Annotated in this window: 17 protein-coding genes; 14 read left to right on the top strand and 3 right to left on the bottom strand. The window is 60.0% G+C overall.

Annotated features, from left to right (window positions below; genetic code table 11):
• Window positions 1-102 precede the first annotated feature (102 nt).
• The 6 genes from AC1MEW_RS33505 to AC1MEW_RS33480 all read left to right on the top strand — a co-directional run bounded on the left by AC1MEW_RS33505 (window position 103) and on the right by AC1MEW_RS33480 (window position 6378).
• Window positions 103-1824, top strand: a complete 1722-nt coding sequence (locus AC1MEW_RS33505) for a carbamoyltransferase family protein (protein ID WP_480425010.1) — start codon at window positions 103-105, stop codon at window positions 1822-1824.
• 65 nt (window positions 1825-1889) lie between these two features.
• Complete coding sequence (locus AC1MEW_RS33500; protein WP_480425009.1) at window positions 1890-3065, top strand: MFS transporter; 1176 nt, start codon at window positions 1890-1892, stop codon at window positions 3063-3065.
• The gene (locus AC1MEW_RS33495) at window positions 3031-3741 is read left to right on the top strand and encodes an HAD family hydrolase (RefSeq protein WP_201255820.1); all 711 of its coding nucleotides are present in this window, start codon (window positions 3031-3033) and stop codon (window positions 3739-3741) included. The genes AC1MEW_RS33500 and AC1MEW_RS33495 overlap by 35 nt, the downstream gene beginning before the upstream one ends.
• Entirely contained in the window at window positions 3738-4376 is a 639-nt protein-coding gene (locus tag AC1MEW_RS33490; RefSeq protein ID WP_480425007.1) for a YdcF family protein, read from the top strand. The genes AC1MEW_RS33495 and AC1MEW_RS33490 overlap by 4 nt, the downstream gene beginning before the upstream one ends.
• Before the next feature lie 26 nt (window positions 4377-4402).
• Window positions 4403-5857: an N-acyl-D-amino-acid deacylase family protein gene (locus AC1MEW_RS33485; RefSeq protein ID WP_480425006.1), complete on the top strand. Its 1455-nt coding sequence runs from the start codon at window positions 4403-4405 to the stop codon at window positions 5855-5857.
• Window positions 5858-6009: 152 nt separating this feature from the next.
• Window positions 6010-6378 (top strand): glyoxalase superfamily protein, encoded by a 369-nt coding sequence (locus tag AC1MEW_RS33480; RefSeq protein WP_201200389.1) that lies wholly within the window; start codon window positions 6010-6012, stop codon window positions 6376-6378.
• A 3-nt stretch (window positions 6379-6381) separates the two neighbouring features.
• Here the strand turns inward: AC1MEW_RS33480 and gliR are convergent, their stop codons facing one another.
• On the bottom strand, window positions 6382-7410 hold the full coding sequence (gene gliR / locus AC1MEW_RS33475; RefSeq protein ID WP_201200390.1) for an AraC family transcriptional regulator GliR: 1029 nt from the start codon (window positions 7408-7410) through the stop codon (window positions 6382-6384).
• A gap of 210 nt (window positions 7411-7620) precedes the next feature.
• Between gliR and AC1MEW_RS33470 the strand changes: the two genes are divergently transcribed.
• The 5 genes from AC1MEW_RS33470 (at window position 7621) to AC1MEW_RS33450 (ending at window position 13276) form a co-directional block, all read left to right on the top strand.
• On the top strand, window positions 7621-9216 hold the full coding sequence (locus tag AC1MEW_RS33470; RefSeq protein WP_480425004.1) for an FAD-binding oxidoreductase: 1596 nt from the start codon (window positions 7621-7623) through the stop codon (window positions 9214-9216).
• A 5-nt stretch (window positions 9217-9221) separates the two neighbouring features.
• Complete coding sequence (locus tag AC1MEW_RS33465; RefSeq protein ID WP_480425003.1) at window positions 9222-10826, top strand: glycerol-3-phosphate dehydrogenase/oxidase; 1605 nt, start codon at window positions 9222-9224, stop codon at window positions 10824-10826.
• A 10-nt stretch (window positions 10827-10836) separates the two neighbouring features.
• Window positions 10837-12405 carry an FGGY-family carbohydrate kinase gene (locus AC1MEW_RS33460; RefSeq protein WP_480425001.1) on the top strand — a complete coding sequence of 523 codons (1569 nt, stop codon included), beginning with the start codon at window positions 10837-10839 and terminating at the stop codon, window positions 12403-12405.
• 209 nt (window positions 12406-12614) lie between these two features.
• A complete protein-coding gene (locus AC1MEW_RS33455) occupies window positions 12615-12860 on the top strand; it encodes a FitA-like ribbon-helix-helix domain-containing protein (protein WP_201255111.1) in 246 nt (81 codons plus the stop codon).
• Entirely contained in the window at window positions 12857-13276 is a 420-nt protein-coding gene (locus AC1MEW_RS33450) for a PIN domain-containing protein (RefSeq protein ID WP_480424999.1), read from the top strand. Before AC1MEW_RS33455 ends, AC1MEW_RS33450 begins: the two co-directional genes overlap by 4 nt.
• 120 nt (window positions 13277-13396) lie before the next feature.
• On the opposite strand, the gene AC1MEW_RS33445 is transcribed toward AC1MEW_RS33450, so the two are convergent.
• On the bottom strand, window positions 13397-15316 hold the full coding sequence (locus tag AC1MEW_RS33445; protein WP_201200399.1) for a HAMP domain-containing methyl-accepting chemotaxis protein: 1920 nt from the start codon (window positions 15314-15316) through the stop codon (window positions 13397-13399).
• Window positions 15317-15577: 261 nt separating this feature from the next.
• Between AC1MEW_RS33445 and pmrG the strand changes: the two genes are divergently transcribed.
• The gene (gene pmrG / locus AC1MEW_RS33440; RefSeq protein ID WP_201200401.1) at window positions 15578-16249 is read left to right on the top strand and encodes a lipopolysaccharide core heptose(II)-phosphate phosphatase PmrG; all 672 of its coding nucleotides are present in this window, start codon (window positions 15578-15580) and stop codon (window positions 16247-16249) included.
• Window positions 16250-16281: 32 nt separating this feature from the next.
• The gene (locus AC1MEW_RS33435; RefSeq protein WP_201255113.1) at window positions 16282-17115 is read left to right on the top strand and encodes a phosphatase PAP2 family protein; all 834 of its coding nucleotides are present in this window, start codon (window positions 16282-16284) and stop codon (window positions 17113-17115) included.
• Window positions 17116-17306: 191 nt separating this feature from the next.
• Here AC1MEW_RS33435 and AC1MEW_RS33430 read toward each other — a convergent pair whose 3' ends face one another.
• The gene (locus tag AC1MEW_RS33430; RefSeq protein WP_201255114.1) at window positions 17307-18746 is read right to left on the bottom strand and encodes an ArnT family glycosyltransferase; all 1440 of its coding nucleotides are present in this window, start codon (window positions 18744-18746) and stop codon (window positions 17307-17309) included.
• A 166-nt stretch (window positions 18747-18912) separates the two neighbouring features.
• Here AC1MEW_RS33430 and AC1MEW_RS33425 point away from each other — a divergent pair, with 166 nt between their 5' ends.
• A complete protein-coding gene (locus tag AC1MEW_RS33425) occupies window positions 18913-19965 on the top strand; it encodes a metallophosphoesterase (protein WP_242486231.1) in 1053 nt (350 codons plus the stop codon).
• The last annotated feature ends 2 nt before the right edge of the window (window positions 19966-19967 follow it).

Here is a 19967-nt window from a genome sequence, read left to right as displayed (position 1 = left end):
CACTTGATGCCTGAAATTCGTTCATAAGCACCAGGCTAGAGCACTGCACTCCTCGAGTATGGGCACAGTCATCACTGCAATTGGCAAGAACAAGGAATAGTTATGATCATTTTAGGCATTACTAACAATGATTTGTCGGGTGCCTGCCTGGTACGTGATGGTCAGATTCTTTCGGCGGTCAGTGAAGAGCGCTTTACCCGAATTAAAGATCATAAGATCTGGCCTGCTAAGTCCATTGAGTTTGTATTAAGTCAGGCTGGCTTGTCGCTGGAAGATGTCAATTATGTTGCGTATGGCTGGAACGCCGGTTTCAGTGCCGATAAGCACCTTGAGTTGTATTTCGATCGAATCGTTGAAGAGGTCAGGAATAATCCTCAGGGCCTCGCACAATTTCGCCAGCGTGTGACTGACGAAGTAAAGAATGATAAAGAGAAAAGAGCCGAGTTTGACGAATACATTGCAGCCAATGGTTTGGCCGGCAAGGCTTATTACATTGATCACCATGAGTGTCATGCCCTCGGTGCTTATGTCTGTTCACCGTTCGACGAGGCGTTGACCCTGACCTGCGACGGGCGCGGCGATTTCCAGTCCTTGACCGTGACCTGGTACAGCCCGACCGAAACCACTGTGCTGCAACGCGAAACCAGCGTCGACAGCCTCGGTTATTTCTACGGCCGGATTACTCACTTACTCGGTTACAAGCCCAATCGGCATGAAGGCAAGGTCACGGGCCTGGCTGCGTTCGGCGATCCGCAAAAGCTGCTGGGGGTCATGCAGCAGATGATTCGTTTTGAAGACGGGCGCATCAAGGCTTGCTGCGGTGACTTGTTCCTGCCGTCCTACAACCACTTCAGCGAACCGCTGGAAACCCTGTTCTCCCGGGAAACCCCCGAGGATATCGCCGCTGCCGTGCAACGCCATACCGAAGACCTGCTGGTGGCGACGGTCACGCATCACCTGGCCCTACGGGGCAGCACCAATCTGTGCCTGGCCGGCGGGGTGTTCGGCAACGTGAAACTCAATCAGCGCCTGCGCGAGATTCCGGGGGTGAAAAACGTCTACGTGTTGCCGTGCATGGGCGATGGCGGCCTAGCGTTGGCAGCGGCGGTCGGGGCGGCTTACCTTGAGAACGGCACTCGCTTCAAGAACCCGGCGATGACCCTCGGGCCGCAGTCGCGCAGCGTTTCGCAGAACATCAACCTGATCCATCGCGACTACCCCGAACTCGGTTACCACACGCCGTCGAACATCATCGAGGTCCTGACCGAGGCGCTGCTGGAAAATCAGGTGCTGGGCATGTTCAAGGGCAAGATGGAATTCGGGCCGCGTTCGCTGTGTAACCGCAGCATCGTCTATCACGCCCAGGATGCCGACGTGAACGATTGGCTGAACAAGCGCATGCACCGCACCGAGTTCATGCCGTTTGGCCCGGTCACGGCCATTGAACAAGCTGCAGCCTGTTACGTCGGTTGGGAAGAAGACCATGTGGCGGCAGACACCATGACCATGACCTACGATTGTCATCCGCAGTTCAGCGAGGCCAGCCCGGCGGTGGTGCACATCGATGGCACCGCCCGGCCGCAGATCATTCGGCCACAAGGGGATGCCTTCATGCATCGCCTGCTCAATGCCTGGTACGACAAAACCGGCCAGGCAGCCTTGATCAACACTTCGTTCAACCGGCATGAAGAGCCAATCGTGTGTTCTTCTCAGGATGCACTGGATGCGCTGAAAGAAGGCATGGTCGATCTGGTGGTGATGAGTGAATCGCTGATCGTCTGGCGCAAAGGCAAAAACAGCTTCACCCAACAACGCTTCGAGTAATGGATGGATGTATTCAGGGCTCCGCTTGGAGCCCTGCTTTGGAGTGTCGAGCGTATGGTTAACGAATGTATTTGATCTTTTTCGGGTTCTTTGCCGCAGAGGGGATCATCTATCCGTTCTGGCCGACCTGGCTGGATTCGCTGGGCTTCAGCGCCAGTCAGATAGGCCTGCTGATCGCGGCGGCTTATTGGCCTCAGGTGTTTACCGGGGTTTTTATTACGTACGTGGCCGATTGGCGCGTGGACCAACTGCGTCTCGCGGCTTTTCTCGGTTTCTCGGCGGCGTTCTGCACGTTGCTGTTTTATTTCATGCCGGCGCACCTGTGGATATTTGTGTGCCTGAGTATTCTGTTTGGCGGGCTGTGGATGGTGGTGCTGCCCTTGTCCGAGTCCTATCTGCTCAAGCGTGACAAACAAGCACTGCAGAACTATGGCTGGGTCCGGGCGGTGGGCTCTTCGGCGTTTATCCTGACCTCGACCCTCGGTGGCTTGTTGTTCGCGCAGTACAGTCAGTCCTGGGTGCCGATCGTGATAGCAGCCAGCATGTTGTTGACTGCTTTGGCGTGTCTGCGTTTGAAAAGGCGAGTCTCCAGGGAGCATTTGCAGTCGGTTAGCCGCGCGATTAAACGACCTGACTGGAAAGCGCTGTTTGCGCACAAAAGCCTGTTGATCGCGATTGCCGCCGCCAGTTTTATTCAACTGAGCCACACCTTGTACTTTTCCACGGCGTCTATCGGTTGGGGCGTGAGGGGTTACTCTTCGGCTTATATCGGTGCGTTCTGGTCGGTGGCAGTGATGGCGGAGATCACCTATTTCGCGCTCTCCAATAAGGTCCTGGCTGTGTGTTCGCCCTTGGCCATCGTGATGTTTTCCAGTGTCTGTGCCGCGCTGCGCTGGGCGCTGTTTTCCAACAGTGACGCGGTGTCGGTGATTCTGCTGGGGCAGTGCCTGCATGCCTTGAGTTTTGCCGCGTATCACTCGGCGATCATGCGGTTTATTCGCGATCACGCGCCGCAGGATATTCAGGTCTTTACCCAGGGCGTTTATTACTCGCTGGCCGTTGCGTTACCCATGGGGCTGGCCACGCCTTTTGCCGGGTATTTGTACGAAACACAGCCGCAGTGGTCCTACTACGTGATGGCGCTGTTTGCCTTGATCGGAACATTGTTGGCGTTTATTGCTCACCAGAGGATGCGAAGTTCAACTCATGACACAACGAACGTTTACAGCCGTCTGCTTTGATATGGACGGTGTGCTGATCCAGTCTCGCGAAGTCATTGAGTTCGCCTGGACCACCGTCGCGCGACACCACGGTATTGCCGTCGACCGGGCGTTTATCACCGAACACATTCACGGTCGTCCGGGCGGCCACACGATGCAGGCTCTGTTCGGTCAGTTTGACGAACAACAGCGTCTGGCAATCAAGAAGGAAGTCGATGCCATCGAGCAGGTCTCGGCCTGTTCGCTGGTGCCGGGCGTCGCCACATTTATTGCCCGACTGAAGGATTGCGCCGTGCCGCTGGCCTTGGTGACCAGCAGTTGGCGTGAGCGTGTCGAGTACGTCTTGCAGCAACACGGCCTGGCCTCGACCTTCGATAGCATCATCTGCCGCGACGACGTGCGCAATGGCAAACCGGCGCCCGACGCCTATCGGTTGGCGGCCGCGCAACTGGATCGTCAGAGCGATGAATGCCTGGTGTTCGAAGACTCGGTCAGCGGCGTGCGGGCGGCGATCAGCAGCGGCGCGCTGTGTATCGGCATTGGCGATGATCAATCGTTGACCACTCACGGTGCTGCGCAGTTATGTGCCGATTTCTTTGCGCTACCGGTCTCGCTGACCGAGTCAGGTACACACACTTATGCTGACGGCGGTCTGTTCATCCGTCGGCACGCGGCGCAAAGGATTGCTCGTTCATGACACCTACACTGGAACACGCCACCGTCCTCTGGGACTTCCTCGGCGCTGGCCGTAAACACAGCCCGTGCGAGCTGATTGTCGTCTGCGGGTCTTACGATTTGCGGGTGTGTGATTACGCCTGTGAGTTGCTGAAAAAAGGCGTTGCGCCGCATCTTCTGTTTACCGGCAATACCGGAAACTGGACGAAGTATTTGTGGGCGAGAACCGAAGCCGATATTTTCGCGCAACGGGCCATGGCGCAGGGGGTATCGGCGGATCAATTCACCCTTGAATCGCGCGCTACCAACTTTGCCGAGAACATTGCGTTTGCCAAAGCGCTGTTTCCCTACGTGCGCCGCGCGACATTCCTGACCAAGCCGAACTCGATCCGGCGCGTGGCGTTGACCTTGCCCGTTCAGTGGCCCGGGATTGAGGCTTGCGTAGATGCGCCGTCGTTCAGTTTTCCGGGCGAGGTCAGCAACCTGATTGGGGTCTTGGGGTTGATCGACGAAATGGTCGGCGATGTGCACCGCATCATGGTTTACCCTTCGCTGGGCTTTCAGGCCGAGCAGGTGATTCCCGAGGATGTCCAGGTAGCGTGGCGCTATCTGGTGGAGCAAGGATTCGATCACCATTTGATCAAGGGCAGGAGCTGACGCTGAGCTGCTGCCGGGAGACTGATATGTTGTACGACACGCTGATTCGCAACGCCCTGATCATCGATGGCAGCAACAGCCCCGGTTATCCCGCTGACGTGGCGATTCTGAACGGGCGCATCGAGCGCATCGGCGACTTGCACGACGCCCGCGCCACTGAAGAAGTCGACGCCGCCGGCCGAGTGCTGGCGCCGGGTTTCATCGACGTCCACACCCACGACGACACCGTGGTCATCCGCCAGCCGCAGATGCTGCCCAAGCTCAGCCAGGGTGTGACGACGGTGATCGTCGGCAACTGCGGGATCAGCGCTTCACCGGTCAGTTTGCGCGGCGATCCGCCGGACCCGATGAACCTGCTCGGTCCGGCGACGGTGTTTGTTTATCCACGCTTCAGCGATTACCGCGCCGCTGTCGAAGCGGCCAACACCACGTTGAACGTGGCGGCGCTGATCGGTCATACGGCGTTGCGCAGCAATCACCTCGACGACCTGTTTCGCACCGCCACGCCGGACGAAATCAGCGCGATGCGCGAGCAACTGCGCGATAGTCTGGCGGCGGGCGCGTTGGGTTTATCCACAGGCCTGGCCTATGCGAGTGCCTTCTCGGCGTCCACCGATGAAGTGATGCAACTGACTGAAGAGCTGACCGCATTCGGCGCGGTCTACACCACCCATTTGCGCAGCGAGTTCGAACCGGTGCTGGAGGCCATGGACGAAGCCTTCCAGATCGCTCGTCATGCCCAATCCCCGGTGATCATTTCTCACCTCAAGTGTGCGGGCGTCGGTAACTGGGGCCGCAGTCCGCAACTGTTGGCGTCTCTTGAACTCGCCGCGAAAACCCACCCGGTGGGCTGCGATTGTTATCCCTACGCGGCGAGTTCTTCGACCCTGGACCTCAAGCAAGTCACCGACGCCCACCGCATCACCATCACCTGGTCGACGCCGCATCCTGAGCTGGGTGGCCGCGACTTGATCGACATCGCCGCCGAGTGGGGTGTGCCGTTACTCGACGCCGCCCGACGCCTGCAACCTGCCGGTGCGGTGTATTACGGGATGGACGAGGCGGATGTGCGGCGGATTCTCGCGCATCCGTTGTCGATGGTCGGCTCCGACGGTTTGCCGGAAGACCCGTTTCCGCACCCGCGCTTGTGGGGCGCGTTCCCACGAGTACTCGGACATTTCAGCCGTGACGTCGGGCTTTTTCCGCTGCACACCGCCGTGCACAAAATGACCGGGTTGTCGGCGGCGCGCTTTGGCTTGAAGGAACGGGGCGAGATTCGTGAAGGGCATTGGGCGGATTTGGTGTTGTTTAATCCGCTGACCATTCGCGACGTGGCGGATTTTCATGATCCGCAGCGGGCGGCGGAAGGGATTGACGGGGTTTGGGTTAATGGCGTTCTAAGCTATGTCGATGGGCAGGCGAACGGCCGCAGGGAAGGGCGGTTTCTGGCGCGGGAAGGGGATTTGCGTTTGGGGTTTTAAGATCAAAAGATCGCAGCCTTCGGCAGCTCCTACAGGGCGAACTTTTGAACTATGTCTCATGGTGGCACTGTGAGATTAAAGAAACCTCGCGCCGAGCCGAAGCGCTGACATCCAGCCCAGCTACACTGGGTCTTTTCAATCAGGAGCAACCCATGAGCTTCGGCAAAGTCACCCCGATCCTGCGGATTTTCGATGAAACCAAAGCCGTGGAGTTTTACGTCGACTTCCTGGGCTTCAAGATCGACTGGCAGCATCGCTTCGAAGCCAACTTCCCGTTGTACCTGCAAGTCTCCCGGGGCGAATGCGTGCTGCACCTGTCCGAACACCACGGCGACGCCACACCGGGCTCGGCATTGCGCATCGAAACGGATGAACTGGAGGCGTTCCAGCAGCAGTTGCTGGCCAAGGAATACACTTTCGCCAAACCCCAGATCCAGGCCATGCCGTGGGGTAGCCAGGACATGACCATCGCCGATCCGTTCGGCAATCGGTTGGTGTTTACCAATGCGATCAGTGTTTGAGTTTCAGCCTTCGTCCGACGACCGGTGGGTCTGGCGAAACTCGCCGGGCGGCATCCCGCGCCGGCTTTTGAACGTACGGTGAAATGAGCGGGGTTCGGTGAAACCCAGGTACTGGGCGATGTCCTGAATCGGCAAGTTGCTGTTCAGCAAGTAATGCTCGGCCAGTTCCTGGCGCAGGTCATCGAGGATCTGCTGGTATGAAGTGCCTGCCTGATGCAACTGGCGTTGCAGCGTGCGCACCGACACGGCGCACTGCTCGGCCACCTGTTCTTTGCGGGGCAACCCTTCCTTGAGCAACTGGCGCAGGATGCTTTTGACCCGCTGCTCAAGCGACGCGTCCTCCAGCGTGGCCATTAATCCCAGGGCATGTTCTTCCAGGGTGCGCAGCAATTGCGGATCGGCCTGGCGCAAGGGCAACTGCAAATACGGCAACGGCACAATCAGCGCCGAATAAGGCTGGTCGAACAGCACCGGGCAGTCGAAGAACCGTTCGTACTGCGCCAGCGTCGTGTCGGCCGGACGTGCATGTTCGAGCCAGACGGCGGCCGGCGACAGCTGGGTATCGGCGATCCAGCGCGCGTATTGCAGCCAGGAACCGAGCACGTTTTCCACCAGGTGCCGGCGGATTCGCGGCCGTTGATGACGGCACGTCCAGATCAGGTGCACGTGACTGTCCTGCACCTCGGCGCGGCTGACCCCCATGTCTCCCACCAGCTTTTCGAACGGCATGATGCGGCTCATGGCATCGCCCAGCGTTGCGCAGTTCATGGTGATGTAACCCAGCACACTCCAGGAGTTGGGCAACACAAAACGCGCGGCGTTGAGGCCGAACAACGGATCGCCCGAATGTTCGCAGAAATAATCGAGCAACCGTTCATGAGCTTCGCCCGGCAATCGCAGGCTGTTGTCGCTCAACTGCTGCGCCTGCAACCCGGCCGCCGCCAACGCAGGCTCGATGGCCATGCCCAGTTGTTCGGCATGGCGCAAGTATTTGAGCAGCGGAGGGACCGAGGTGAAGCCCAGGGATTGCATGATCGTAGTCCTTTGATCAAAGCCCGCGTGCGCGGGTGATTGCCCTGAAAGGTAAGTTGAAACCACCGCTAAAGTAAATGGCTGACGTTTGCGCGACGTTTGACTCAATTGGCTACTCGAACTGGCCGGATGCGACCGTGACACTTTTCGGCAGCTGACTAGTATGGAGCTCTGAAATATCACTGATCAGAACCGCAAAAGGACACACGCATGCGACGCTGGAACGGCTGGGGAGATGCAACCACGGTGGTCGAGCTGCCGGCTCAGGGCGCGGGATTTCTCGCTGAACGGCTAGGTGCTGGCCGAGCGCTGCCCGATGCAACGCTCGAGACGGCACTGACCCGCGTGCCGGCCTCGCGGTTGCCGGAACATCCCTCGTACAGCGTGACTGCGCATGACCGTTTGCTGCACGCGCGGGGGCAGAGCCTGCCGGACTGGCTGGCGTTGCGCGAAGGGGCTCCGGGGATTTATCCGGACGCCGTGGCCTTCCCCGAGAGCGCCGAACAGATTCGCCAGTTACTGGCGCTCGCCCAGTCGCAGGACCTGTGTCTGATTCCTTATGGCGGCGGCACCTCGGTGGCCGGGCACATCAATCCGCCGAGTTCCGCACGGCCCGTGGTGACGGTTTCCCTGGCCCGCATGAATCGCCTGCTGGACCTCGACGAACAGAGCCTGCTGGCTACTTTCGGCCCCGGTGCGACGGGGCCGCAGGTGGAAAGTCAGCTGCGCGCCCGTGGTTACACCCTGGGGCATTTTCCGCAGTCGTGGGAACTGTCGACCCTTGGCGGTTGGGTCGCCAGTCGATCCAGTGGCCAACAGTCGCTGCGCTACGGGCGAATCGAGCAATTGTTCGCCGGTGGCACCCTGGAAACCTTTGCCGGTCCTTTGGAAATCGCCACTTTCCCGGCCTCGGCCGCCGGTCCCGATCTGCGCGAGGTGGTGCTGGGCTGTGAAGGCCGTTTCGGGATTATTTCCGAGGTCAAAGTGCGGGTCAGCGCACTACCGGCCGATGAGCGTTTCTATGGGGTGTTTTTGCCCGATTGGCCGCAGGCGCTGCAAGCCATTCGCCAGTTGGCCCAAGCGCGCGTACCGCTGTCGATGCTGCGCTTGTCCAACGCGGTGGAAACCGAGACCCAGCTGGCGCTGGCCGGTCATCCGCAGCAAATTGCCTGGCTGGAAAAGTACCTCACCCTGCGTGGCGCCGGTGCGGGCAAATGCCTGCTGACGTTCGGCGTGACCGGCAATCGGCGGCAAAATGCGCTGTCCCTGAGTCAGGCCCGGCAGCACTTGAAGGCCTTCGGCGGCGTCTTCACCGGCACCTTGCTCGGCAAGAAGTGGGCGCAGAACCGCTTCTGTTTCCCTTACCTGCGCGAGAACCTGTGGAACGCCGGTTATGTGGTCGACACCCTGGAAACCGCCACCGACTGGAGCAATGTCGACAACCTGCTGAGCCTGGTCGAAAACAGCCTGCGCGACGCCTTGGACGCTGAAGGCGAGCGGGTGCATGTGTTCACTCACCTGTCCCATGTCTATGGCGAAGGCTCGAGCATCTACACCACTTATGTGTTTCGCCCGGCAGCGGACTACGCTGCCACCCTGGCTCGCTGGCAGGCGCTCAAACAGGCCGCCAGTCAGACCATCGTCGACAACCACGGCACCATCAGTCACCAGCATGGCGTGGGCAAAGACCACGCGCCGTACTTGCTGCGGGAGAAGGGCGCGCTGGCGATGGACACCTTGCAGGCGCTGAGCCGGCATTTCGATCCGGCCGGGCGACTGAACCCTGGCACGCTGTTGCAGGAGTGACGACCATGAGTCTCGACTGGAACGCGGCGTGGAGGCAGCACGTGCTGCCGACGCTGGCGGATGAAACCTGGGACCTGATTGTCATTGGCGGCGGCATCAGCGGCGCCGGCATCTTGCGCGAAGCCGCGCGCCGTGGCTGGCGTTGCCTGCTGCTGGAACAGCGCGATTTCGCCTGGGGCACTTCCAGCCGTTCCTCGAAAATGGTCCATGGCGGCTTGCGTTACATTGCCAAGGGCCAGTGGCGCCTGACCCGCGATTCGGTTCGCGAACGCCAGCGCCTGCTCGACGAAGCGCCGGGGCTGGTGGAGCCGATGAGTTTCTTGATGCCGCATTACCGTGGCGGCTTTCCCGGCCCGCGGGTGCTGGGTGGTTTGTTGAGCGTCTATGACGCGTTGGCCGGGCGGCGTAGTCATCGCTTCCATGACGCGCAGCAACTGGGTTATCTCGCGCCGGGGGTGAAGCAACATGACCTACTGGGCGGCACCTGTTTTGTTGATGCACTGACCGATGACGCCCGTCTGGTGATGCGCGTTTTGGGCGAGGCGCGAGCCGACGGCGCCATGGTGCTCAACGGGATGCGTGTGCAGCAGTTGCTGCGTGAAGAGGGGCGGGTGTGCGGGGTTCAGGTCGAGGACTGCGAGGGCGGTGCGTCGCTGCAATTGCATTGTGCTGTGTTGGCCGTGGCCACTGGCGCCTGGGCCGAACGCTTGCGGCCGTCCGATGCTCCGCGTCAGTTGCGCCCTTTGCGTGGCAGTCATTTGTTGCTGCCGGGCTGGCGGCTGCCAGTGGCGCAGGCCTTTACCTTCCTGCACGAGCGCGACCGTCGACCGGTGTTTGTTTTCCCTTGGGAAGGTGCCACGGTGGTCGGCACCACGGACCTCGATCATCAAGAGGATCTGGACCAGAGCGCGAGCATCAGCGCCGAGGAACTCGACTACCTGCTGGCCGCCTGTGCCCAGCAGTTCCCCCAGGCTGAAGTGGTCGCCGCCGATGTGTTGTCGACCTGGTCGGGCGTGCGCCCGGTAGTTGGCAGCGCTGCGGGTGAGCATCAGGGCAAACCGTCCAGTGAAACCCGCGAGCATGTGCTGTGGCTGGAACCCGGTTGCGTGACCCTGGCTGGCGGCAAGCTGACGACCTTTCGCCCGCAGGCCATCGAAGTGCTCAAGGCCTGCGCGACCATGCTCGGGCGCGCCCTCAGTGATGACGGCGCGCCGGTGTTTGCCGTCGTGCCACCGCTGGCGATTGCGGGGCTCAGTGGCAGTCAATGGCGGCGCCTGGCCGGACGGCATGGCCGTGACCTGCCGAGGCTGGCGCAACTGATCGCCGAGTTGGGCCATGACAGCGTTGGCGCCACTGACACCTTGTGGGCGGAACTGGCCTTTGCCTGCGACACGGAAATGGTCCTGCACCTGGATGACCTGTTGTTGCGTCGCACCCGTTTGGGTCTGTTGCTGCCTCGTGGCGGCGAGGATTACTTTGCGGCCATTCGTCACCTCTGTCAGCCGCGACTGGGCTGGGACGATGAGCATTGGCAACAGGAGCTGCAGCGTTACCGAGCGTTGTGGCAACGCCATCACGGTTTGCCGGAAGCCTCGCAAAATGCCCATTGAAGAGAGCTCCATGGATAACCCCCCGAACAAGCGTTACCTGCTGGCGATCGACAATGGGACCCAGAGCGTGCGCGCGCTGCTCTTCGACTTGCAGGGCAATCTGCTGGGCAAAGGCAAGGTTGAATTGCAGGCGTATTACTCGACGCAACCTGGCTGGGCCGAGCAGGACCCGGAATATTACTGGGCGAAACTGGGGGAGGCCTGCCAGCAGTTATGGCAGCAAACCGGCATCGACCGTTCACAGATTGCCGGCGTCTCCCTGACCACCCAGCGCGGCACAGTGATCAACGTCGATGCCCAAGGCAAGCCGCTGCGCCCGGCGATTCTGTGGCTCGATCAACGCCAGACCGAAGTCGAAGGCGGGATCAAGGGACCGTGGGGCTGGCTGTTCAAACTGGTCGGCGCGCAAGCCACCGTGGATTATTTTCGCGCTCAGGCCGAGGCCAACTGGATCGCGCGCCATCAGCCTGAAGTGTGGGCGGCGACTGACAAGTTTTTGCTGCTCTCGGGGTTTCTCACCCATCGTCTGTGCGGGCGCTTTGTCGACTCGGTGGGCTGTTGCGTCGGCTACCTGCCCTTCGACTTCAAACGCCTGCGCTGGGCCGCTCCCGCCGACTGGAAATGGCAGGCGCTGGCGGTGCGTCCCGGGCAATTGCCCACGCTGCACAAACCCGGTGAAACCCTTGGCCACATTAGCGCCGAGGCCAGCCGCCAGACCGGCATTCCCGAGGGACTGCCTCTGATCGCCGCCGGTGCCGACAAGGCCTGCGAAGTCGTGGGTTCCGGAGTGGTCGACGCGGACACGGTGTGCCTGTCCTACGGCACCACGGCGACGATCACCAGCACCCGTTCGCGCTATCTGGAAATCGTCCCGTTGATTCCGCCTTACCCCTCTGCGGTGCCGGATCAATACAACTGCGAGGTGATGATTTATCGCGGCTACTGGATGGTCAGCTGGTTCAAGAACGAGTTCGGCCTGCGGGAAATGCAGCAGGCCAAAGCGCAAGGCGTGGAGCCTGAGCAACTCTTCGACGCGTTGGTCAACGCCGTGCCGCCAGGCTCCATGGGCCTGATGCTGCAACCCTACTGGTCGCCCGGTATTCGCGAACCGGGTGTGGAAGCCAAGGGCGCGATGATCGGCTTCGGCGACGTGCATACGCGCGCGCATATCTATCGGGCGATCCTCGAAGGTTTAGCGTATGCCTTGCGTCAGGGTATGGAGAGCATCGAGAAGCGTTCGAAGGTCTCCATCAAGCGCTTGCGAGTCGCCGGTGGTGGCTCCCAGAGTGATGCGGCGATGCAGCTCACTGCGGACATTTTTGGCCTGCCGGCCGAGCGTCCACATGTCTACGAAGCGTCCGGTTTGGGAGCGGCCATTTGCTGCGCGGTCGGGCTTGGATTGCACGCGGATTTTCCCACGGCGATGACGGCCATGACCCGCGTCGGCGCGGTATTCATGCCGCAGCCTGAGGCGCAGCAGATCTATCAGCGACTGTACAAAGAGGTCTACCTGCGCATGTACCGACAGCTTAAGCCGCTGTACCAAAGCATTCGCAAGATCACTGGCTACCCGGCCTGACGTTTGCTTCGCGCACGACGCAATCCCTGAGCTGCCGAAGGCTGCGATCTTTTGATCTTCGGGACCGCCAGGATCAAAAGATCGCAGCCTTCGGCAGCTCCAGGGGCGAATCGCCAGCGGCGCTCTTGGCCGTTCGGCAGTTTGGCAGGTTTTGGTAAAACAGGTTGTGTTAGCCTCAATCAATGATTTCATTGATTGCAGGAGGCATCATGGCCAGCATCACTATTCGAAACCTCGACGATCAGATCAAGGAACAGCTGCGTATTGCAGCGGCCCATAATGGACATTCCATGGAAGAAGAGGCTCGCCTGATTCTGGGGCGAGCGTTGGCGACGGTTGATCGCGCGGGTGGTCTGGGCAGTCGGATTCGCCAGCGATTCTCTACGAGTGGCGGGATAGAACTCGATCTGCCTTCGCGGCAGGAAAAAGCGAGCGCGGTGGATTTCTCCGAATGATAGTGCTCGATACCAATGTTCTTTCCGAGTTCATGCGAGTCGAGCCCGATTCACACGTCCTGGCTTGGGTCGATGCGCAACCGGCGATGGACCTGGCGATTAGCGCAATTACCGTGGCAGAAATTCTTCATGGAATCGCTCGGCTGCCGTTTGGCAAGCGCAAACAGAAACTTGAGGCGCATGCGATGGCAATGTTCGAGGAAGACTTTGCAGGAAGGATATTGCCTTTTGATGCCCATGCCGCCGTCGATTACGCGACGCTGGTGGCGGGCTGTGAAGCAAGTGGTCGAGCGGTGTCGATGGCCGATGCACAGATTGCCGCGATTTGCCGACGACATGGAGCGCCGATTGCTACTCGCAAAGTTCGGGATTTTGAGTTTTCCGGGGTTGAGATCATTAACCCGTGGGAGGCCTGAGTATCTTCGGTGACTGGTAGATCGCTTTCGCGGGCAAGTCGGACCGCCGCATCGCTCGCTCCTACAGGTTTGAGGTTGATCGTTCCCACGTGGGAGCGTGGGAACGATCAGCGGTGAATATCAGACCCTGAAGTGGCTGACCATCTGCTGCAACTGACCACCCAACCGTGCCAGTTCAACACTGGATTTAGCCGTTTCGTCGCTGGCGGCGGCGGTCTGTTCGGACACGTCGCGCACGTTGATGATGCTGCGGCTGATCTCTTCGGCCACGGCGCTTTGCTGTTCGGCAGCGGCGGCGATTTGCTGGTTCATCGACTGGATGTTGGACACCGTGCGGGTGATGTTTTCCAGTGATACGCCAGCCTTGCGAGTCAGCGCGACGCTACTGTCGGTCAGGGCGCGGCTGTTGTTCATCACCGCCGACACTTGTTGGGTGCCGTTCTGCAGACCGGCCACCAGGCCTTCGATTTCTTCGGTGGATTTCTGCGTGCGCTGGGCCAGGCCACGGACTTCGTCGGCCACCACGGCAAAACCACGACCGGCTTCACCGGCACGGGCGGCTTCAATCGCGGCGTTGAGGGCCAGCAGGTTGGTCTGTTCGGCCACGGCCTTGATCACGTCCATGACGCTGCCGATCTTGTCGCTTTCCTGTTGCAGCACGTTCATGGCTTGCGTGGAACGCGCCACTTCGGTGGCCAGGCGTTCGATCTGGGCGATGGCTTCGTTGACCACTTTGTCGCCTTCACGAGCTTCGCCATCCGCCGCGGCGGCTGCCTGGGAGGCTTCTTCGGCGTTGCGCGCGACTTCCTGCACAGTGGCAGTCATCTCGTGCATCGCGGTGGCGACCTGATCGGTTTCGATCTTCTGGCTGTTGACCCCGGCGCTGGTTTGCTCGGTCACGGCCGACAACTCTTCGGCCGCGCTGGCGATCTGGGTGACACCGTCGCGGATGCCGCTGATCAGGTCCCGCAGGGTCACGCCCATGCGACCAATGCCTTGCTGCAACACGCCGAGTTCGTCGCGGCGGGTGACTTTGACGTCCTGGGACAGGTCGCCGCTGGCGATACGGTCAACCACGGTCATGGTTTCGCGCAGCGGGCCGGTGATCTGACGGGTGATGACCACCGCGGCAATCACGCCCACCAGCAACGCCAGCAAGGTGCTGATCAGCTGAAGGGTGCGGGCCTGGGCGCTTTCGACGTCACGACGGTCGAGCTGGAATTGATAGAGCTTGTCGCTCAGGTCGACGATGGCATTGCCTTGGTCGGTCATGTCCTTGCGCACTCGCACAGCGTCGGCGGTGGCGACCTTGAACGCCTGCAAGGCGCTGCGGTAATTAGTCAGCGCTGTTTCCAGCTGACGCAGGTTGTCTGGCTGGGTGTCGGCAAAATGCACGTTCAGTTGTTTAAGGCTGGCGATGGCCGCATCCAGTTGGGCGACAGCCTTCTGTTCGGTCTCGGCATTAGAGTTGGCGGTGTAACCGCGCACTTCGTAGCGCGCCAGCATGAACGCTTCCTTGGCCGCCGTAACAGCCTGGAACTGTTCGAAGCGTTGATCGCTCAGGGGCATCTCCTGAACTTGCTTGCTGATCGTGTTGATCAGCGTGTTGGCTGACTCGGCATTGGCGCCCATGGCGTCGCGGGCGTTGTTACCGGTGCGGTAAGCGCTGCGCATTTCTTTCAACGATGCCTGATACGCGGCGATGACCGCGGCCTGCTCTTTGAGTGTTTTCAGGTTGTCAGCATTTTTGAAACTGCCCAGCAGTGCGGTTTGTTGAGCCGCAAAACTGTCGAGGGTGGTCTGTACATTCTGCGCGGCGGTTTCGTCGCCGTTGGTCAGCATGTATTGCAGGCGAACCACGCGCAATTTGGTCAGGCCGGCGTTGAGCTGGGTGATGTCACTCATCCAGTTGCTGCGGTCAATCAACCCGCCCAGGCTTGTCCAGCCGGTGAGGGCCAGGACGCAGGTCAATGCCAGAACCAGACCGAATCCCAGGCCCAGTTTCAGGTTTACGCTGATATTTGCGAACCAGCTATTCATCACAATTCCTCCAGGAACGTTGTATTTCTTTATCGTCATTTGGCTGGAAGATTGTTGTTTTTAGGGTGCCAGCAAGGTGTGTTGCCAACCTGTATCGGCAGTAATCCCGAGAGCTGAAAGGTTTTTGTAGGACGGATCCTGTAACAAGATTTTTAGAGGCTTAAGCTTTTTTTCACAATTGTTTCACTTGTCGCCGACGCACGCCTCTCTACCCTCGTCGCCTTAAACGACAGGTGCGGCATGCCGGCGAGGCGGCTTGATGTGGAATTGAGACTGAGTCTGTTCGGGGTAAAACGCTCGATTAACGTGAGCCGTTTGGCCCGTTATCGAAACACCGCCGTCATCCTGGCCGCTTCGCTATTGGTTATTCCACTGACGATCTGGCTGTTGCGGCCCGCCTCGGTACCGGACCTGGCCCATGGCAACGTGGCCGGCGCCAAGGCGTTGGTGTCCGGCTGGGCCAAGGGCGACATGATCGTTCTGGTACGCCACGTCGAACGTTGCGATCACTCCACGGCCGTTTGCCTGAGTGGTAACGATGGCATCACTGACCGTTCCCGCGGCGTCGCCGTTGCTGTTGGTTCGCACTTCGAACGTCTGGGCCTGACCAGAGCCGACATTTACAACAGCCCGATGCTGCGCACGGCGCAGACCGCCGGCTACATGTTCAACTCGGTGGGTGTGGGCGAAGACTGGTTGATCAGTTGCAAGGGCACCATGTTGCGCGACGCGCTGGCGCACAAAGTGCCAGGCAGGAACCTGATTCTGGTGACCCATAGCGAATGCATGGCAGATCTGGCGAAAGCGCTCAACCTGTCGCTTTCCACCCCCGGTTATGGCGCCTCGCTGTTCATCTCCGCCGAAACCCCTCAAGCGCCGCGTATGCTTGGCTTCATCGAGGCCTCTGACTGGCGGTCGGTGACGACCCAGTAAGTTGCCCTTCATTTTTCTGAATCAGGATGTTCATGCTGACTTCTTCTCCTTACCGCTTTTACTGGGTGAACTTTGGTATTCCACTGTTCTGTGCGGCCGTGGTTTTTCTGATGTTCGACATGACGAAAATCGACATCGCTTTCAGCAACCTTCTGTTTGATCCTGTCACCCAGAGCTTCCCGCTGGACAAGGTTCATTTCTTCGAACAGCTCACCCACAAGTGGGCGCGCATCATTCCGAACTGGACGGCTGAAATCGCCTTGATCGGCGCGATCCTCTCGTTTGTCTGGCCGCTGATCAACACGCAAAAGTACCCGCGACTGGCTGGTTTTCTGGAACGCAGCAAAGTCGCACCGGTACTGCGGTTTGCCAGCGGGCATCGTCGGGATTTCCTGTTTGTGGTGTTTGCGTTTGCCATTTGCACCGGCGTGATCCACTTCCTCAAGGCCCACACCAGCGTCTACTGCCCGATTGAAACGACCCTCTATGGCGGCAAAATCGCCCACATGGAGTGGTACAACAACTTCCAGCTGTTCAAGGAAGCTGGCGACGGACGCTGCTGGCCGGGCGGACATGCCTCGGGCGGTTTCACCATGCTTGCGTTGTATTTCGTGGCCCGTCGTTACCGGTGGCGCTTCTCGAAAGCGCTGATGTGGGGTTCGTTGTTGCTTGGCTTCATCTACGGCACCACACGGGTCCTGCAGGGCTGGCACTACATGTCCCACACCTTCTGGGCCGGGATCTTCGTGTGGCTGGCGTGTTTGCTGACGGCACTGGCGTTCTACGGGCGAGCGCGGCTGGAGCAGCCGGTGCTGCAACGGCATGAGCAGGCTGATCGGGTTACGCAGCCGCAGACGGCTAGCTGATTGATAAAGCCTTGAACGACAAAAAACCCGCCAGCCCTGAATGGGGTGGCGGGTTTTTTATTGTCTGGCCCAGGGCTAGCGGTGGCTGGGACATTGCTTTCGCGGGCAAGCCTCGCTCCTACAGGGGATTTTCGGCGCTCACACAATCCCTGTAGGAGCGAGGCTTGCCCGCGAAGAACGATAACGCGGTATCACTCTCCAACGAAGTAGTAAGCCTGCCGCCCCACCATCATCACCTTGAGTACCTTCAACGGCGCAGCCGGTTCGCTTTCGCCAGACATCACGGCCACATTGGTCGGTGATGCCTTCAGAAACGCATGCAATTGTGCCTCGGTGTCCAACCCCTTGAGCACATGCTGGGTGTAGAACACGGTGGCGCCGCCAACCCGTTCATTGGCCTGGAACAGGGCGACTTCTTGCCCATTGGCCTGTAGCGTCTGAATCTGCTCGGTCAGTGGCAGGAAGGACAGCTCGACGTCGGCCCGGGGCATGGCCCATTGGGCGGCGGCCAGGTAGCTGGCGATGATTACCGTGAGCAAACCGGCGGCCAACGCTTGCCGGTGTCGGGCGATGCGGCCGAGCAAGGTTGAGGCGCCTTCACGGGCCTTCAGCCGGTCAAACAAGACGCGCGCATACTCCGCCGCAATCACCGCCGCGGCAGGCGTCATCGACATCAGGTACACCGTGCGCTTGCTCGACGCCAACGTCAGCATGACGAACTGCGCCAGGATCCACAGGGTGAAAAACAGCAAGTAACGGTTGGCCATCAGGCTTTTGCGAAAGTGCCACAGCCCCAGGTACACCAGAATGTTCCAGGGCAGGAATGCTTCCGGCAATTTGGCCAGGTAGTAATAGAACGGTTCGTAATGCCCGGCTTCGACGAAGGAGCCGCTGAAGCGCCCGACGCTGTTGGTCAACAGCACTTCGCCCAGGGCATGTGCGCCGCCGCGTTGATACAGCACGGCGAGCCAGATCAGCAGCGGAATCAACCCCACCAGCGTCAACACGCCGGGGCGCAGCCAGTCGGCGACTTTCAGGCGTTTGTCCATCAGGCTCTCGGCCAGCAGAAACGCGAAGATCACCACCCCCGGCATCGCCAGGCCCAACACGCCTTTGCTCAGCGTCGCAATGGCAATCCCCGCGACGAACAGTAACGCGTTACCGACCGTGGAGTGCCGTTGCCCCTGGAAAAACGCCAACAGCGCCATGGTCACGCCGAGGGCGAGCAAGGCGTCTTCACCGACACCGCGCACGTTGCTCCAGTAGCTGGCCATGGTCGCCAGCAGGATCCCGGCGGTCCAGGCAACGGTCTTTGGCCGGCCAAACCGGCGCAGCATCGCGTACAGCACCATCACGCTGAACAACCCGGCAAACGCCGAGGCCAGTCGCACTGCCCACGGCGTGCCGCCGAACACGCGAATTGCCCCGGCATCGAGCCAAAGGCTCAGGGGCGGTTTCTCCAGAAACGGTTCGCCGAACAAACGGGGGGTCACCCAGTCGTCATCCAGGTGCATTTCCATGGCGATCCCGGCAACCCGGGCTTCGGTAGAACCTTGCAATTGATGATTGCCAAGTGCGAAGAAAAACAGCAGACAGCCAAGCAGGAAAAGCAACGGGGCAGGACGCGACATAAGGTTCTGGCTACCGAAGAAAGAGGGCCGTAAAAAAAACGGGCTGGAAAAAGTATACGGGGCGACTTCTTAACAAAGTGTGAACAATCAGTGTGATCTATTAACGGTACACGTTAGCCCGCGTTTTTTCCTTATGCCTGGCTGGCCATGCCAAGTGAGCCCTTGATTGAAACGTACCAAAACTTCATCGCCTGCCGCCAGACGTTTTGTTCCCGGAAAAGCCGCTCGCCGGTCAAGCATTGCCGGGGGCATCCTGCTGATCGCCGTGGCGATTGTCGGTTACTGGATGTTCACACCGCCATCGCCGTATGTTCCGTTGAGTGGCCTGGACCCTTCGGCCGTGTCGATGATTGCCTTGGGTGATCAGGGCAGCGGCAACCTGCAACAGTGGCGAGTCGGGCAGGCCATGGAACGGGTCGCGGTCCGAGACGGGCGACTGGACATGGTTGTGTTTTTGGGCGACAACTTTTATGGCAAGCCGCTGACCGGTACCCACGACTTGAGCTGGCAGATGAGGTTCGAGCGCGTCTATTGGGGGCAGTGGTTGAGTCATGTGCCGTTCTTCGCGGTGTTGGGCAATCACGATTACCCGCTGTCGCAGAAAGTCGAACTTGAGTACGCCCAGCAGCACAAGGGTTCGGGTCGCTGGCAGATGCCGAGCAATTTCTACGTCAAGGATTTCGGCAGTGTCGATGGGCGTCCGTTGGTGCGAATGGTGTTCCTCGACACCTCGGCGCCCCGTGAAGCCTTTCAACAGCAGATCGACCTGCTGGATCAAGCCTTCCAGCAACCAGGGCCGCAGCCGGTGTGGAGAATCGCCGCCGCTCATCACCCTGTGCGCAATCACGGCGAACACGGGGAGGACTCACAACTGGTCGCCACGCTGTTGCCTGCGTTGCAACGCAACAAGGTCGATGTCTTCCTGGCCGGACACGATCACAATCAGCAGCTGGTGTTGCGCGCTGCGGAGCCGGCCTGGGTGGTTTCCGGAGCCGGCGGCCAGAAGCTCGACGTCGTTGGCGCCGCAGCTCAGGACGCCTCGTTTGCCACTGGCCGCGCCGGTTTTGCCAAACTTGATATGAGCGCCAGCCAACTGCGATTGACCTACTACGACGACCGAGGCAACCCGGAAACCGGTTATCGCTGGGCCAGGGATTGTCAGTGGATGGCCAAAGGGTGCCTGTTGCCCGATGCCGCGGAGCAGGTCGTCGAGCAATAAAA

The sequence above is a fragment of the Pseudomonas sp. ASL4 genome (assembly GCF_056680395.1).
Note: the sequence above shows the minus strand (reverse complement) of the source record. Positions and strands in the feature narration are given on the sequence as shown.